This is a genomic window from Enterobacter cloacae complex sp. IR5441 (assembly GCF_049238215.1).
GTDB classification, from domain to species: Bacteria; Pseudomonadota; Gammaproteobacteria; order Enterobacterales; family Enterobacteriaceae; genus Enterobacter; species Enterobacter hormaechei_C.
In genome coordinates this window covers 56994-73165 of record NZ_JBMKIA010000022.1, presented here as the reverse complement: position 1 = coordinate 73165, position 16172 = coordinate 56994, and the positions used below count along the sequence as shown (strand labels likewise).

The window sequence follows — 16172 nt, the reverse complement described above, 5'->3', positions numbered from 1 at the left end:
CGGCATTCTGGCTACACAATAACAAGGGAAGACTTACTCGTGGCTGCAACCCTACTAGCTCAAAATTTATTCACACATGGTTACGCTTTGGGGAAATTATGAGGGGATCTCTCAGCGCCGAGCGTGTTTTTTTATGTCGTTGCTCAGGCACACCTATTTTTCGGGCTGTGGTGCTTACACCGTGGCTCCTGTCAGATAATGGTGGTCCGGGCGGGGCAGCCTTCGGGCTGGCCGGTTTCCTTGAAGGCCGGTACTGCAAACCCCGTCCGGGCTACCACCCATGAGATTTGCAGCTCCGGTGGTGGCAATAACCGCTACTTCAAGGAGGTTGCTCTTATGGCTACGACCCTCACCCCGTCACACCCACAGTTTGTCTTTGTGTTTGCCGCCGTTCCTCGCGCAGACCGTAAACCCCGTATCTGTATGCTCCGCACAGTTGCCGGTGATGAACACGCCGCACGCCTTTCCCTCGTTCGCGATTACGTCCTCTCGTTTGCTGGCCGTCTGCCGGTTGCGGAGGTGCCCGCATGAGACACACCACCATTACCGCCCGTGACCTCGAATGCCTTGAGCACATGCGCAACGTCGGCCAGCTCGTCAATGAGCTGATGCAGGTACAGGACTGCGCCACCGTTCGTCGTGACGCTGCGCAGCAGTCGCAACTCACCTCCGTGATTTACCTTATGACCGCCCAGCTCGACGGCGTGGTAGAGCGCTGCAATCAGCGCTGGCTGACCGGGGAGGGCAACGTATGAAAAAGCCATTACCGCCCGTATTACGCGCCGCGCTGTATCGTCGCGCCGTGGCCTGTGCATGGCTGACGGTATGCAAGCGTCAGCGCCGCTACCCAAACCTCACCCTCGACGCGCTGGAAAGTGCGATTGCCGACGAGCTGGAGGGCTTCTACCTGCGCCAGCACGGCGAGGAAAAAGGCCGTCTGATTGCCTGTGCACTGCTGGAGGATTTAATGGAAGCCGGACCACTCAAGGCCGCGCCCTCACTGTCCTTTCTCGGGCTCGCAGTGATGGATGAACTCTGCGCCCGTCACATTCAATCGCCTGTTGTGCACTGAGGGAGAAAAAAAGATGAAAATGAACGTAACGGAAACCGTAAAACAGGCGTGCGGCCACTGGCCGAACATTCTCCCTGCACTGGGCGTGAAGGTGATTAAAAACCGCCATCAGTCCTGCCCAGTGTGCGGTGGCTCTGACCGTTTCCGCTTTGACGATAAAGAGGGGCGAGGCACATGGTTCTGCAACCAGTGCGGTGCGGGTGACGGGCTTAAGCTGGTCGAGAAAGTGTTCGGCGTGAACGCATCAGAGGCTGCCGGGAAGGTGAACGCCGTGACCGGCAACCTGCCGCCGGTTGCCCCGGAAATGATTGCGGCCGCAGAGGCTGAAACGGAGGCTGAACGCAAGGCGGCGGCCGCACTGGCCGTCAGGCTCATGGGGAAAACCCGCACGGCCAGCGGCAACGCCTATCTGACCCGCAAGGGCTTCCCCGACCGGGAATGTCCGGTACTGTCGGTCATGCAAAAAACCGGCGGCGTGACGTTCCGCGCCGGTGATGTGGTTGTCCCGCTGTATGACGATACCGGCGCACTGGTTAACCTTCAGCTTATCAGTTCTGGCGGTCTCAAACGCACCCTGAAAGGCGGGGCGGTAAAAGGAGCGTGCCATACCATCGAAGGGAAAAAACAGGTCGGAAAACGTCTGTGGATAGCGGAGGGCTATGCGACCGCGCTCACCGTGCATCACCTGACCGGTGAAACCGTCATGGTGGCGCTGTCGTCCGTGAACCTCCTTTCTCTGGCGAGCCTTGTCCGTCAGAAACACCCGGCCTGTCAGATTGTCCTCGCCGCCGACCGTGACCTTAACGGTGACGGCCAGAACAAAGCCGCTGCGGCCGCAGGAGCCTGTGAGGGCGTTGTTGCCCTGCCTCCGGTGTTCGGTGACTGGAATGATGCGTTTATGCAGCACGGCGGGGAGGTCACCCGAAAAGCGATTTATGATGCCATCCGGCCACCGGTACAAAGTCCGTTCGATACCATGAGCGAGGCGGAATTTACCGCCATGAGCGCCAGCGACAAGGCTCTGCGGGTGCATGAGCATTACGGAGAAGCGCTGGCGGTGGATGCGAACGGCCAGCTCCTGTCCCGTTATGAAGCAGGGATATGGAAAGTCGTTCAGCCGTCCAGTTTCGAACGCGACGTAGCCGGGCTTTTCCAGCGCCTGCGCGCCCCGTTCTCGTCGGGGAGAATCACCTCAGTGGTGGAGACGCTGAAGCTGATTATTCCTCAGCAGGCCGCACCGGCACGCCGTCTGATTGGCTTTCGCAACGGGGTACTCGATACCCAAAGCGGCATATTCAGCCCGCACCACAAATCGCACTGGCTGCGCACGCTGTGCGACGTGGATTTTACCCCGCCGGTGGAAGGTGAAATGCTGGAGACCCATGCCCCGAATTTCTGGCGCTGGCTCGACCGTGCTGCCGGTAGCAGACCAGAAAAACGCGATGTAATTCTGGCCGCGCTGTTTATGGTGCTGGCGAACCGCTACGACTGGCAGCTCTTTCTCGAAGTCACCGGTCCCGGCGGGAGCGGGAAAAGTATTCTGGCCGAAATTGCGACCCTGCTTGCCGGAGAGGATAACGCCACGTCGGCCGATATCGACACGCTGGAAGACCCGCGCAAGCGTGCCTCCCTGATTGGCTTCTCGCTGATACGTCTGCCTGACCAGGAAAAATGGAGCGGTGACGGGGCAGGACTTAAGGCCATCACCGGCGGCGATGCGGTCTCGGTTGACCCGAAATACCAGAACCCTTATTCAACGCATATTCCGGCGGTCATTCTGGCCGTGAACAATAATCCGATGCGCTTCACCGACCGCAGCGGAGGCGTCTCCCGTCGACGGGTGATTATTCATTTCCCGGAGCAGATTGCCCCGGAAGAACGCGACCCGCAGCTCAGGGATAAAATTGCGCGCGAGCTGGCAGTTATTGTGCGCCAGCTTATGCAGCGGTTCAGCGACCCGATGACGGCGCGAGCACTGCTCCAGTCGCAGCAGAATTCCGACGAGGCACTGAGCATCAAGCGCGATGCTGACCCGACGTTTGATTTTTGCGGCTATCTGGAGGCGCTGCCGCAGACCAACGGGATGTTTATGGGGAATGCCAGTATCATCCCGCGTAATTACCGTAAATATCTCTATCACGCGTATCTGGCCTATATGGAGGCCAACGGCTACAGGAATGTGCTCAGCCTGAAAATGTTCGGGCTGGGGCTGCCCATGATGCTGAAAGAGTACGGGATGAATTATGAGAAGCGGCACACAAAGCAAGGTATGCAGACCAACCTGTCGCTGAAAGAAGAAAGCTACGGCGACTGGCTGCCGAAGTGCGACGAACCCACCGCGACTTAACCTGTCTCAGACCGGCAACCGCCGGTCTTTTTGTATCTGCCCCTCCCTCAAGGGTGAACAATCCACTGTTCACCCTTCACCGTATATTCACCCTGTATCACTATGAAAGTATTAATAAAAAACCAAAGGTGAACAGTGTGAACAGTTAAACCCAAAAAAACTTTTTACCCCCCTCATCACCATCGTATTGCGGTGATGGTCGCCGGAAACTGGCCAGAAACGCGCTGAGGTGAAGAGTTGACTGTTCACTCTTCACCAACCGTTCACCATCTATCACTATGATATTAAAAAGAAAAACAAGGAGGTGAACAGTGTGAACAGTTAAATGCAAAAAAACTTTTTTTGCGTATGATGTTGCTATGCAACTTCATGAGAAGATTTAAGCAGTGGACAAGACCAGAGATTTCATTCTAGAAGGACTCTCCCGCTTTGACTTGGCTGATTTGCCTGGTCGACCTTATGACTGCGCTTTTGACCTCTTGGCTGCAACGCCATCGAGAAAAAGGCTGATTATGATGGGCTTTAATGGCTCGTTAGCTGATTCATGCATGACTAACCGCCAGTCTATTCTGCAAGATTATGAACATCCTTTTATTTCAGGTATTCAAGAAGGGATACAAGGAAAATGGGGGATCACTCATCTTGCTAAAAGACTCCAGCAAATACCTTCTTGCCTCGGTTATAGCTGGGAAGATGTTATTTATACCAACGCATTAATGATGTGTTCTCAGAATGCTGCAACCCTGAAAAAAGAAGCAGCTCGTCACGAGATGACAATGAATGAAATCGAAGCAAACTCAATGGCATTTTTTGAGCATGTAACAGCCCATTTGAGCGAACCAGATTTGATCGTTGCATATAGCAACAGTCTCCAGTCACTCTCAGCCGCGAGTTTGTTGCTAAAGCACTTTGGCGATGCAACTACTCTCAAATTTTCTCAGCCGAAAGGCTACCACACTACTTTCGCATTTATGGCCAATCTTAACAGTAGAAATATTCCGGTTATCTGCGTGCGACACATGTCACGATTTAAACCTGAAGAGAGTTATATCAGGGCGGCTGTCAAATTAATGGGTTGTTAAGTTTTGTTCTGGTAAGGATCCGCATGACGGAACCTAACCGGTAAGAATAACTATCCATAAAAGGTATATGCTTCAACTCGTTATCCATACAATGGCAACAAAACGGCTGGGGGCACAAAAAGGGGCATATTTTTGAGTTAGCAATATTAAATTCTTTTGTATCAATTGTTTATATTGTGTTTTGAGTCCGGCCTTCGCATCGCCATCAGTTCCCCCTTATCCTGCATATACATCGCCCTCCGCTCCCGCATCGGCGCAATCAGTTCCTGCAGGCACGCCTCCAGCTCGTTCTTGCACGCCCGGTCGCCCAGCCCGCCCGCCTGATAGTACGCCTTCATCGCCGCCACTTTCTCCTTGTCCGGATGAAACGCGTCGAGGTACGTAAACACCACGTTCCCCTCAATCTGCCCCGGGTCGCTCACCTTCAGGTGGTTCGGATCGGTGTACATGGCGCTCACCGCACGGTGAATCGTCTCTTCGCTGGCCGAAAGGTGCAGCGTGTTCCCCAGCGATTTCGACATCTTGGCACCGCCGTCGATTCCGGGCAGGCGGCTGGTGTCGCTCAGCATAGCCTTGCAGTGGCGCAGCACCGGGGCGGGCAGCAGGCTATTCATCTTGTGCACAATCTCGTTGGTCTGCTCAATCATCGGCAACTGGTCGTCGCCGACGGGCACGCACTCGGCCTTAAACGCGGTGATGTCCGCCGCCTGGCTGATGGGGTAGGCCATAAACCCGACCGGCAGCGAGCGGGCAAAGCCTTTCTGCACAATCTCGTTTTTCACCGTCGGGTTACGCTCCACGCGGGCGACGGTGACGATGTTCATATACAGCATCGTCAGCTCTGCAAGGGCGGGCAGGGCGGATTGCAGGCAAATCGTGGTCTGGTTCGGGTCGATGCCCGCGGCGAGGTAGTCGGCCAGCACTTCGGGGATGTTGTCGCGAATTTTTTGCGGGTTGCTGCCGTTGTCGGTTAGCCCCTGAAGGTCAGCAATCAGCACAAACTGGTTGTGCGTCTGCTGAAGCGCCACGCGCTGGCGCAGCGATCCGACGAAATGACCGAGGTGAAGCGGGCCGGTTGGGCGATCGCCGGTGAGGATGGTTGGTGCGTTCATAAAGACTCCTTAATGTGCAATTGCCGAAAGGGGTCCTGGATGTGTGAAAGCCGCCTTTCGGCGGCTCTCTGAAAATGGGGAAAACAACTCCGGGCCGCCTTTAAGAAGGCAGCCACCAGCGTTTAATGGTGAGTACGGCGGAGCGTGTGTTCATCGAATCAACCTATCATGCAAAAACGCAGGGGTAAAGCGGCTCAGGCGCCGAGGCTTGAGGCGCGCACCTTCAGCCTGCCCGCCAGCGTCACGTGCGTGGCGGCATCTTCCTGATTGCACAGGTACTCCACCGCCAGCCGTCCCAGCTCGCTGTAAGGCAACTGGATGCTGGTCAGCGGCGGGGTGAGCTGCTCGGAAATCTTCTGGTCGTCGTAGCCCGCCAGCAGCATATCCTGCGGAATGCGCACGCCGTTCACCGCCAGCGCCTGGTAGCAGCCGATCGCCAGCCGTTCGCTGGCGCAGAAGATGGCGTCCGGGCGCTCGGCCAGTTCCAGCAGCGAAGCTGTCGCGGTAAAGGACTCGCTGAACTGCCAGTTGGTCTGGCGCACCAGACCGTCGTCGCACGCCAGTCCGGCCTGCTGTAATGCCGCCTGGTAGCCCGCCAGACGCTGGCGCGAGGCCTCCATCCAGCTCTCGCCGGTGATGTGGGCGATGCGCGTGGCGCCGCAGGCGATGAGGTGTCTGGTAACCTGGAACGCGTTGGCGTAGTCGTCCGGAATAAACGACGGCAGCAGCGGCGAGCCGGGGTCGCGCTGGTTGAGCAGCACCAGCGGGATGCGGGTGCAGTCCTGGAGTGCCGTCATATCGACGACGTTCGTGACCGGAGAGGCAAGGATAATCCCGATGCAGTTGCGCTTGTCCAGCTGGCGGATGATGTTCAGGGCCAGCTCCACGTCGTCGCCGTAGTCGTAGACGGTGAGCAGGGTCTCGTTGCGCCACGCCGCTTCCCGCGCCTGGCTGATGGCGTCGATAAACGGGTCGAAGCTCTGCATGGAGCTGACCAGCAGGGCGATCTCTTCCTGGTTGCGCGGGGCGTGAACGGCGGGGAGGCGGTCGTAGCCGAGCTCGGTAGCCACATTAATCACCCGCTGGCGGGTATCGTCGCTGAGCTTGATGTTGCGGGACTGGTTAAGCACCAGCGATACCGTCGCCTGCGACACCCCTGCCGCCCGCGCAATATCGTTCATCGTCACTTTTGTTTTTCGCTTCATCCGTCCTCTCCCTTTCGCGATTTCGCATCATACCCTAACCGCACGCTTTAGCGCCGTCGATCACGTTTCTCATCCATCGAAGCGTGAACTTTGTGAGAGGCGTCGCTTTTCTGAGCGCCACGATTTGCGCATTTATTCTGCAACTAATATTTATTAGCTAAATATTATCAGCAAGAGGATGCGTAATGAAAGAGCAGTGGAGCAGGGAGCAGGCACAGGCGTGGTATCAGCAAAAAGGCTGGCTGTGCGGGTTTAACTATCTGCCGTCGACGGCAGTGAACTGGACCGACATCTGGCAGGAAGAGACCTTCGATGCCGCCACCATCGAGCGCGAGCTGGGCTGGGCGGCGGAGGCGGGCTATAACACCCTGCGCATCAACCTGCCGTTTATCGTCTGGGAGCACGACCGCGACTGGCTGATGGCGCGCATCGACCGCTTTTTGACGATTGCCGACGGTCACGGGTTCAGCACCATGCTGACCCTGATGGACGACTGCGGGTTCTCCGGCGACGAGCCGTACCTCGGCCCGCAAAAGCCGCCCGTACCGGGCAAGCACAACAGCCAGGCGGCAGCGAGCCCGGGACGCGATAAGGTGTGCGATCGCGACTGCTGGCCACAGATTGAGCGCTATATCCGCGACGTTGTGCGCCAGTTCCGCGAGGATAAGCGCGTATTGCTCTGGGATCTGTATAACGAGCCGGGCAACCGCGGCATTTTCTCGACCGGCACGGAGGAGGTGTTGTACGACGAGAAGCTGGAAACCTGCGCGCACGAGTTGATGAAGCAGGCGTTCCGCTGGGTGCGTGAGGAAGACCCGACCCAGCCGCTCACCATCTGCGCGTGGCGTCTGCCGGCGGAAGAAGAGGGCGAGACGTTTTACCAGCACCCGCTGGACCAGACCGCGCTGGCGCTGTCAGATGTGGTGAGCTACCACGCCTATACCAATACCGGGCGCATGACGGCGATTATCCAGCAGCTTCAGGCGCTGGGCCGCCCAATCTTCTGCACCGAATGGCTGGCGCGTCACGTGGGCGGCACCATCGAAGAGCAGCTCCCGCTGATGTACATGGCGAAGGTCGCGCCGTATCAGTGGGGGCTGGTGCGCGGTAAAACCCAGACCTGGCTGCCGTGGCCGGTAGTGATGAAGGAGTCCACGGACTACTGCCGCCTGTGGTTCCACGACGTGTTTGAGGAGAACGGTATCCCGTTCTCACGCGCTGAAATCGCGCTGATGAAGAAGCTGCGCAAAATCGCCCCGAATCCGCAGGGCTAATAATAATGACCCGGCGCGCTGTCGCCGGGCAACCAGGTACGCACTATGGCAATGACAATGAAAATACCGTCTCGCGAGTTGTGGTCTTACTTTGGCTATGGTTTAGGTCAGTGTTTTAGCTTTGGTTTAGTGGGTTCGTTTATTAACTATTTTTACACCGACGTGCTGGGGATCTCGGCGCTGGCGGCAAGTACCATCTTCCTGATTGCCCGCGCGTGGGATGCGGTTCACGATCCGCTGTTTGCCAGCATTATGGACACCATTAACAGCCGGTTCGGCAAGTTTCGCCACTTTTTACTGATTGCGCCGCTGCTGATCACCGGCGTCACCCTGCTGGCGTTCTATAAAATCGAAGCGGACATGACCACCAAAATCCTCTACGCCGGGGTGACGTATATCCTGTGGGGGACGCTGTACGCCATCTCCGATATCCCGTTCTGGTCGATGTCGTCGGTGATGACCAACGACTCCGGACAGCGCACCCGCGCGGTAACGGCGGCGATGCTCGGGGTAAACGCCGGAATCGCCTGCGCCAGCATCTTCTTCCCGAAGCTGGCGGCGTTCTTTGCCCAGTACAGCAACGATAAAGGCTACTTTATGGCGGCGCTGGTGATGATGCTGGTGGGCCTGCCACTGATGCTCAACGGCTTTATGCAGATCAAAGAGCGCGTGCCGCCGAGCCCGGAAAAGGTGACGATGCGCGACACCTTCCACAACCTGCGCCAGAACAAGCCGCTGTTTATCGTCCTGCTGTCGTTCTTTTTCTGCGTGTTCCATAACGTGGCGGGCGGTCTCTATATCTACTTCTTTATCAACAATATGGGCGACGGCAGCCTGCAAATGGCAATTGGCGTGATGGGAATAGTGGCGGCGGTGCTGTGCCTGGTCGCCCCGCTGCTGACCCGCCGGATGCAGAAGCGGAAGCTGTTTATGATCCTTTGCGGGCTGGACGTGGCGGTGCGCGTGGTGATGTGGTTCACGGGCTATCAGCACACGGCGTTGCTGTTTATCCTGCTCGGCCTGAGCACGCTGTTCGTGATGATGACCAATATCCTCACCTCGTCGATGATCGCCGACACCATCGAGTACGCGGAGTATCACACCCACAAGCGCTGCGCGGCGATCACCTTCTCCGGGCAGACCTTTACCGGCAAGATGTCGGTGGCGGTGGGTGGCGGATTAATCGGCGTGTTTCTGACGATGATCGACTATGTGCCGCAGGCACAGTCACAGAGCGACAGAGTGCTGGCGGGGCTGTTCTTCGGGATTTGTTTGTTACCGGCGATAGGCTCGCTGATCCGAATGGGGTTTATGTCGCGCTTTACCTTTACCGAAGAGAAGCATGCGGAGATTTGTCGGCTGCTGGCGGAGCGGAATGCGTCTGCGAAAGCGCCGGGTGGCGGCTGCGCCTTACCCGGCCTACAGGACCAGCCCTTGTAGGCCTGATAAGCGAAGCGCCATCAGGCTTCGCGTAATGACTTACAGCGACTTCACAAACGCCAGCAGATCTTCGTTGAGCTGGTCCTGGTGGGTCAGCGCGAAGCCGTGCGGCGCGTTGTCGTACACTTTCAGCGTGGCGTTTTTGATCATCTCTGCCGCCAGCTTGCCGGTCGTTTCAAACGGCACGATCTGGTCGTTGCTGCCGTGGATCACCAGCGTCGGCACGTCGATTTTCGCCATATCCGGGCGGAAGTCGGTTTCGGCGAAGGCGGTTACGCAGTCGATGGTGCCCTTCAGGGACGCCAGCAGGGCGATGTTCAGCGTCTGCGTCAGTGCACCGGCAGAAACGGTCTGCCCGGCGTTGGTGCCGTAGAATGGGGTGGCGAAATCGCTGATGAACTGAGCGCGATCTTTACGCAGTCCGTCGCGAATCCCGCTGAACACGCTCTGATCGACCCCTTCCGGGTAGCTTTCGGATTTGCCGAAAATGGGCGTTACCGCGCCCAGCAGGGCAAGACCGGCCACGCGTTCGCTGCCGTAGTTGTTGATGTAGCGCGTCACGTCGCCGCCGCCCATGGAGAAGCCCACCAGCGTCACGTCGCGCAGATCCAGCGTGGTGATCAGGTCGTTAATGTCGGATGCAAAGGTATCGTAGTCATAGCCGTTCCACGGCTGATCTGAACGTCCAAACCCGCGACGGTCAAAGGCGATGGTGCGGTAGCCGCGCTCGGCCAGGAAGTTCAGCTGGCTGTCCCACATGTCCCCGTCCAGCGGCCAGCCGTGGCTGAAAAGAACCGGTTTGCCCGCGCCGCAGTCTTTGTAATAAATCTGCGTACCATCTTTTGCCTTAAACGTTGCCATAGTGTGTTCCTCTACAGGTGATTGTTATGTTCAGACCGGCGCGACCAGATAACGAATTGCCGGTGATGTTGTGCCCTGATGAAAAGCCAGAACGCGGCTCTGCAACAGGAGGTCATTCATGGTGTGGCGCTCCTGCTGGCGCAGATGCTCGATCCAGGAACCCATCAGGAAGGTCTCGATAAACAGACCCGGACGTTCAATATCTTCGTACACCGCCCAGCTCATCGCCCCGGCGCGGCGGCGCACCCGGCGTAGCTCGTGCACGGCCTGCAAAAACGCTTTCGCGTTCTGCGGGTCGATGATGTACTCATGCGAGACCAGCACCGGGCCACGCTCGTTCGGGAGTTCAATCTCCACCCCGTCCAGCGGCTGCCCGCTCAGGTCGAGATTTAAATCCGGATCTTTCTCCAGCTTCCAGCGGAACACCGTCATGCTCGCCAGCACCATCCCCAGCGTGGCGACAACCAGCGAAGCCGGAGTGCCGAACTGCGAGGCGATCTGGCCCCAGACGGCGCTGCCTGCGGTCATCGAACCGAAAAAGACCGTCAGATACACCGCCAGCGCCCGGGCTTTTACCCAGCGTGCGGCGCTGCGCTGCGCGCCAAGGTTGAGGGTGGAGAGCACCGCAATCCACGCGAAGCCGGTAAAGAACTCAAACAAGTTTAGCAGCCAAAAGTGACGTACAAATGCCAGCGCCAGCATGGTGATCGCAAACGTCAGGCTGGCGGCCACCATCAGCCGATCGGCGTTCAGCCGCTGGCGCAGACGCGGCAGCAGGATGGCCCCGGCAATGGCGCCAAGGCCGATACACGCCAGCATCACGCCGTAGCCCGCCGGGCCTAAGCCCAGCTCGCGGCGCGCCACCAGCGGCAGCAATGCCCAGCCCGCGCTGCCGAAAACAAAAAAGGCCACGGTGCGCACCAGCACGTTGCGCAGCACCGGCGCGGCGTGCACGTAGCGAATCCCGGAGCGCACCGCAGAGAAGAAGTGCTCCGGTGGCAAACGCTGCACGGACGGTGCCGGACGCCAGCGCCACAGCACCCACGCCACGCCCATCACGGACAGCGCGTTCAGGGCAAACACCATCCACGGCCCGGCAAGCGACAGCAGAAAACCGCCCAGCGCAGGGCCAATTGCCCGGCTGATATTGACCCCGAGCGAGTTAAGCGCCACGGCGGAACCCAGCTCGGGCTTGCTCACCAGGTCAGGGACAATCGCCTGAAACGGCGGCGAACTCATGGCCGCACCCACGCTCAGCAGAAACGTCGCCGCCAGCAGAACGGTGGGGGTGACGTGTCCGGTAAAAGAGAGCAGCGTCAGCCCGGCGGCGGCAATGAACACCCACAGCTGGGAGAAGAGCAGGTATTTACGTCGATCAACGATGTCCGCCATCACCCCGGACGGCAGGGCGAAAAGGAACATCGGCAGGCTGCTCGCCGCCTGCACCAGCGCGATATCCAGCGGATCGGCGCTGAGCGTCAGCATGCTCCAGTTGATACCGACGTCGCTCATCCATGAGCCGACGTTAGAGACCACCGTGGCGATCCACAGCATGCGGAACACCGGCTGGCTCAGCGGCTGCCAGGGTGAAACCGCGGGGGCGGGCGTCGTCTCGACGTGTGCGTCGCGAACGTCGTTTACCTGGGTCATGCGAACCTCTCCGTTGTTTTACGCTGCACTCGCCACTGGCCCGGCCCGGTAAGGGCGAGGGTGGTGAAGATAATCAGCAGCAGCCAGCCAAACTGCCCCTCGGCAATCGACCAGTTCGGGTGGACCGCCAGCATCGCCACCAGCAGCACGGCGATAATCGGCAGGCACGCCAGGCGGGTGTAAACCCCCGCAATGATAAACAGCGGGCAGATCACCTCGGCGACGATCGCCGGGATCAGACTGGCATACGGCCCAAAACCAAACGGATCTTCGATGCGCGTCAGCTCTTCGCTGAAGTGCAGCACCTTCGGCAGGCCGTGCACGTAAAGCAGCAGCAGACTGCCGGTCAGGCGCAGAAAGAACAGCCCCGGATCGATCCGGGGCGAAGCGTCATTTTGTTTCATCAGAATGCAAAGCAGCTGCAACCCAGCGCACCCCAGAAAGCGTTATCGTCGGATACCGGCATCTCTGACGTGCGGGCAAAGTCATGCTGGTGGTTGTGAACCCCGCACGGGCCGCTACAGTGGTGAGCCACACGCATACCCACGCGTGCGGCCTGCGGCGGCGCGCTGCGGTAGTGGCCCGGCACCTTCACCACCGGGGACCACTCGGGCAGGACCGGAATGGCGGGCGGCGCGAGTGGGCCAAAAGCGCCTGCGGCATAGACGATATCGCCGTTCACCACGGTGAGGACGGACTCAATGCCCTTGATCTCCTCCTCCGGCACGCGGAAGTAATCTTTGCTGAGCACCGCCAGATCCGCGAGCTGGCCCGCTTTGATCTGCCCCTTCTGGTTCTGCTCGCTGGAGAACCACGCGCTGCCCTGGGTCCAGAGCATCAGGGCGGTATCGCGATCCAGACGGGCGCTGTGATCGTACATCTGCATCCCGCCAACGGTGCGGCCGGAGACCAGCCAGTAGAGCGCGGTCCATGGGTTATAGCTCGCCACGCGGGTGGCGTCGGTACCTAATCCTACCGGCACGCCGGTCTCAAGCATTTTTGCCACCGGCGGTGTGTGGCGGGTGGCTTCGATGCCGTAACGCTCGGCGAAGTATTCCCCCTGGAAGGCCATGCGGTGCTGCACGGCAATACCGCCGCCGAGTGCTTTGATGCGGTCAATGTTGGCCTGCGACACGGTTTCGGCGTGGTCGAAGAACCAGTGCAGCCCGTTGAACGGAATGTCACGGTTCACCTTCTCGAACACGTCCAGCATGCGGCTGATGGATTCGTTGTAAGTGGCGTGCAGGCGGAACGGCCAGCGGTGCTCCACCAGATGGCGCACTACGCGCTCCAGCTCGTCCTCCATGCCCGGTGCGAGATCCGGGCGCGGCTCGAGGAAGTCTTCAAAATCGGCGGCGGAGAAGACCAGCATCTCGCCCGCGCCGTTGTGGCGGAAGAAATCGCTGCCCTGGCCCGGCGTCAGCATGTCGGTCCATTTTTCAAAGTCTTCCAGCTCGTGGCCCGGACGCTGGGTAAACAGGTTGTAGGCGATGCGGATGGTCATCTGCTTTTTCTCGTGCAGCTCGGCAATCACCTCGTAATCTTCCGGGTAGTTCTGGAAGCCGCCGCCCGCGTCGATGGCGCTGGTCAGCCCCAGACGGTTCAGCTCGCGCATGAACTGGCGCGTGGAGTTAATCTGCTGCTCCAGCGGCAGCTTCGGCCCTTTCGCCAGCGTGGCGTACAAAATCATGGCGTTCGGACGGGCAATAAGCATTCCGGTCGGGTTGCCGTTGGCGTCGCGCTGGATCTCCCCGCCCGGCGGGTTTGGCGTGTCTTTGGTGTAGCCGACCACCTTCAGCGCGGCGCGGTTGAGCAGGGCGCGGTCGTACAGGTGGAGGATAAACACCGGGGTGTCAGGCGCGGCGTCGTTAATTTCGTCCAGGGTCGGCATGCGGCGCTCGGCGAACTGGAACTCGCTCCAGCCGCCCACCACGCGCACCCACTGGGGCGACGGCGTGCGCAGGGCCTGCTCTTTTAGCATCCGCAGGGCGTCGGCCAGGGACGGCACGCCTTCCCAGCGCAGCTCGAGGTTGTAGTTCAGCCCGCCGCGGATCAGATGCAGGTGCGAGTCGTTCAGGCCGGGGATGGCGGTGTGGCCTTTTAAGTCGACCACCTTAGTGCCGTCGCAGTGGTGTTGCATCACCTCGGCGACGGTACCCACTTCCAGAAATTTTCCGTCGCGCACGGCAACGGCTTCCGCGACAGGATTCTCGCGATCGACGGTATGAAACTGGCCGTTAACCAGAATGAGATCGGCTTTACCGAGGGTAACCATAATAGCTCCAGACTAAGAGGGGAATGGTCAGGATTATGGGAACCGGTTTCGGCAAAGATCCAGTTATACAATAGGATAGGTATACCAAAGTATAACTATACCTAAGGTTAACTATACGAAGAGATAATTACACCACAGCGCTGTGGGTCATAGGATGAACGCGATTTTATCGGCGTGCTGTTCGCGGCGATTTTAACCTTTAACCTCACTGGATAATCTTATGACCACTTCTAAGCTCGAAGTCTTAACCCCTGCCAACTGTCAGATCATCTTCATCGATCACCAGCCACAGATGGCGTTCGGCGTGCAGTCTATCGACCGCCAGGTGCTGAAAAACAACACCGTGGCGCTGGCGAAAGCGGCTAAGGTGTTCAACATCCCAACCATCATCACCACCGTTGAGACCGAAAGCTTCTCCGGCAATACCTATCCGGAGCTGCTGGACGTGTTCCCGGGCCAGGACATTCTGGAGCGTACCTCCATGAACTCCTGGGACGACCAGAAGGTGCGCGACGCGCTGAAGGCCAACGGCAAGAAGAAGGTGGTTGTCGCTGGCCTGTGGACCGAAGTGTGCAATAACAGCTTTGCCCTGTGCGCGATGCTGGAAGGCGACTACGAAATTTATATGGTGGCAGACGCCTCCGGCGGCACCTCCAAAGAAGCCCACGACTTCGCGATGCAGCGCATGATCCAGGCGGGCGTGATCCCGGTGACCTGGCAGCAGGTGATGCTGGAGTGGCAGCGTGACTGGGCGCGCAAAGAGACCTACACCGCGGTGATGGATATCGTGCGCGAGCACTCCGGCGCCTACGGAATGGGTGTGGATTACGCCTACACCATGGTGCACAAAGCGCCGTCTCGTCAGAAGAGCGAGCACCGCACCTTAGCGCCGGTTCCGGCACGCTAAGTCCCGCTGGCGGGCTGGTCCCTCATCCGGCTCGCCGCTGCCTTTTTCTCTGGAGTTCACAATGAGTACAGGGTTGATATCCCTCGCGGCAGGCGTGTTGATTGGTCTGATGTATGCCGTGCTGAAGGTGCGTTCCCCCGCGCCGCCCGCGCTGGCGCTGATTGGCCTGCTGGGGATGCTGGCGGGGGAACAGGCGATGCGTCATCTTTTATCCCGCGACAATCCCGCGGGCGTGCAGGTGACGGTTCCCCACGTTCAGCACCTGTCCGGAGCGTCATCATGAAGGCCTGGATTATTTCGCTGGTGTGCGGGGTCGCGGCTGGGGTACTTTACGCCCTGCTCGACGTGCATTCCCCGGCGCCGCCGGTCGTCGCGCTGCTTGGCCTGTTCGGCATGCTGGTGGGTGAACAGCTAATCCCCATCGGACGGCGTCTGGTGAGCCGCGAACCGTTGACCCTGGCCTGGTTTCGTCATGAATGCGTACCGAAGATCAGCGGTACCGCGCCCCCAGCGCCCGCGAAGGAAAGCCGCGACGCGTAACGATTTGTTTGAGGAAAGACAGCATGACGCTGCCGTGGCGCATTGCCATCATTGATGACGAACGCTCTGTTCGCAGCGGGCTCAGTAACCTGCTGCAATCGGAAGGGTATGCTACCGATACCTTCGATTCGGCAGAGGTGTTTTTGAGCCACCCTCTCGCCCTGTCCGGCGCGTCGCTGGTGATCACCGACATCAAGCTACGCGGCATGAACGGCATCGAGCTGTTTGAGAAGCTGCGGTTGCTGGCCACGCCGCCACCGCCAATACTGTTTATCTCCGGTCATGCTGATGAAAATATGCAGCGGTATGCACTCAGTCTGGGCGCCGCTGCATTTTTGCGTAAGCCGATTAACATCGATATTCTGCTGGATCATATTCAGCGGGAGCTGGCCCGCCGACAATAAGGA

General features: G+C 59.0%; 17 protein-coding genes and 1 pseudogene. 12 read left to right on the top strand and 6 right to left on the bottom strand.

The genetic code is table 11. The features are described from left to right. The 6 genes and pseudogenes from ACOTX5_RS19470 to ACOTX5_RS19445 all read left to right on the top strand — a co-directional run. On the top strand, window positions 1-102 hold a 102-nt coding region (locus ACOTX5_RS19470; protein ID WP_223230349.1), incomplete at its 5' end, for a hypothetical protein. 12 nt (window positions 103-114) lie between these two features. Next, window positions 115-531: pseudogene (locus ACOTX5_RS19465) on the top strand (host cell division inhibitor Icd-like protein); the annotation flags it as partial. Continuing rightward, window positions 528-755, top strand: coding sequence for a hypothetical protein (locus ACOTX5_RS19460; protein ID WP_063945160.1), 228 nt, complete (start codon window positions 528-530; stop codon window positions 753-755). The pseudogene ACOTX5_RS19465 and the gene ACOTX5_RS19460, both read left to right, overlap by 4 nt. Then, a complete protein-coding gene (locus tag ACOTX5_RS19455; RefSeq protein ID WP_063945161.1) occupies window positions 752-1072 on the top strand; it encodes a DUF5375 domain-containing protein in 321 nt (106 codons plus the stop codon). The genes ACOTX5_RS19460 and ACOTX5_RS19455 overlap by 4 nt, the downstream gene beginning before the upstream one ends. 13 nt (window positions 1073-1085) lie before the next feature. Next, window positions 1086-3419, top strand: a complete 2334-nt coding sequence (locus tag ACOTX5_RS19450) for a primase-helicase zinc-binding domain-containing protein (protein WP_063945162.1) — start codon at window positions 1086-1088, stop codon at window positions 3417-3419. A 386-nt stretch (window positions 3420-3805) separates the two neighbouring features. Next, complete coding sequence (locus tag ACOTX5_RS19445; RefSeq protein ID WP_004177607.1) at window positions 3806-4501, top strand: hypothetical protein; 696 nt, start codon at window positions 3806-3808, stop codon at window positions 4499-4501. Between the two features lie 161 nt (window positions 4502-4662). On the opposite strand, the gene trpS is transcribed toward ACOTX5_RS19445, so the two are convergent. Further along, on the bottom strand, window positions 4663-5613 hold the full coding sequence (gene trpS, locus ACOTX5_RS19440) for a tryptophan--tRNA ligase (RefSeq protein WP_063945163.1): 951 nt from the start codon (window positions 5611-5613) through the stop codon (window positions 4663-4665). Between the two features lie 194 nt (window positions 5614-5807). Continuing rightward, the gene (locus ACOTX5_RS19435) at window positions 5808-6818 is read right to left on the bottom strand and encodes a LacI family DNA-binding transcriptional regulator (protein ID WP_234101247.1); all 1011 of its coding nucleotides are present in this window, start codon (window positions 6816-6818) and stop codon (window positions 5808-5810) included. A gap of 185 nt (window positions 6819-7003) precedes the next feature. Here ACOTX5_RS19435 and ACOTX5_RS19430 point away from each other — a divergent pair, with 185 nt between their 5' ends. Continuing rightward, on the top strand, window positions 7004-8092 hold the full coding sequence (locus tag ACOTX5_RS19430; protein WP_045911311.1) for a cellulase family glycosylhydrolase: 1089 nt from the start codon (window positions 7004-7006) through the stop codon (window positions 8090-8092). Between the two features lie 45 nt (window positions 8093-8137). After that, entirely contained in the window at window positions 8138-9532 is a 1395-nt protein-coding gene (locus ACOTX5_RS19425) for an MFS transporter (RefSeq protein WP_045911310.1), read from the top strand. A gap of 39 nt (window positions 9533-9571) precedes the next feature. On the opposite strand, the gene ACOTX5_RS19420 is transcribed toward ACOTX5_RS19425, so the two are convergent. The 4 genes from ACOTX5_RS19420 to ACOTX5_RS19405 are packed head-to-tail and all read right to left on the bottom strand — an operon-like array spanning window position 9572 to window position 14318. Beyond that, window positions 9572-10393 (bottom strand): alpha/beta fold hydrolase, encoded by an 822-nt coding sequence (locus ACOTX5_RS19420; RefSeq protein WP_015572558.1) that lies wholly within the window; start codon window positions 10391-10393, stop codon window positions 9572-9574. 30 nt (window positions 10394-10423) lie between these two features. Then, entirely contained in the window at window positions 10424-12043 is a 1620-nt protein-coding gene (locus ACOTX5_RS19415; protein ID WP_023303025.1) for an MFS transporter, read from the bottom strand. Next, window positions 12040-12447 (bottom strand): DoxX family protein, encoded by a 408-nt coding sequence (locus ACOTX5_RS19410; RefSeq protein WP_017383877.1) that lies wholly within the window; start codon window positions 12445-12447, stop codon window positions 12040-12042. The genes ACOTX5_RS19415 and ACOTX5_RS19410 overlap by 4 nt, the downstream gene beginning before the upstream one ends. Further along, on the bottom strand, window positions 12447-14318 hold the full coding sequence (locus ACOTX5_RS19405; RefSeq protein ID WP_045911309.1) for an amidohydrolase: 1872 nt from the start codon (window positions 14316-14318) through the stop codon (window positions 12447-12449). The genes ACOTX5_RS19410 and ACOTX5_RS19405 overlap by 1 nt, the downstream gene beginning before the upstream one ends. A gap of 220 nt (window positions 14319-14538) precedes the next feature. On the opposite strand from ACOTX5_RS19405, the gene ACOTX5_RS19400 reads away from it, so the two are divergent. The 4 genes from ACOTX5_RS19400 (at window position 14539) to ACOTX5_RS19385 (ending at window position 16169) form a co-directional block, all read left to right on the top strand. Next, window positions 14539-15225: a hydrolase gene (locus ACOTX5_RS19400; RefSeq protein WP_003863053.1), complete on the top strand. Its 687-nt coding sequence runs from the start codon at window positions 14539-14541 to the stop codon at window positions 15223-15225. A 61-nt stretch (window positions 15226-15286) separates the two neighbouring features. After that, window positions 15287-15508 (top strand): DUF1427 family protein, encoded by a 222-nt coding sequence (locus tag ACOTX5_RS19395; protein ID WP_017383875.1) that lies wholly within the window; start codon window positions 15287-15289, stop codon window positions 15506-15508. Then, window positions 15505-15765 carry a XapX domain-containing protein gene (locus tag ACOTX5_RS19390; RefSeq protein WP_003863056.1) on the top strand — a complete coding sequence of 87 codons (261 nt, stop codon included), beginning with the start codon at window positions 15505-15507 and terminating at the stop codon, window positions 15763-15765. The genes ACOTX5_RS19395 and ACOTX5_RS19390 overlap by 4 nt, the downstream gene beginning before the upstream one ends. A gap of 23 nt (window positions 15766-15788) precedes the next feature. Continuing rightward, window positions 15789-16169: a response regulator transcription factor gene (locus ACOTX5_RS19385; protein WP_017383874.1), complete on the top strand. Its 381-nt coding sequence runs from the start codon at window positions 15789-15791 to the stop codon at window positions 16167-16169. The last annotated feature ends 3 nt before the right edge of the window (window positions 16170-16172 follow it).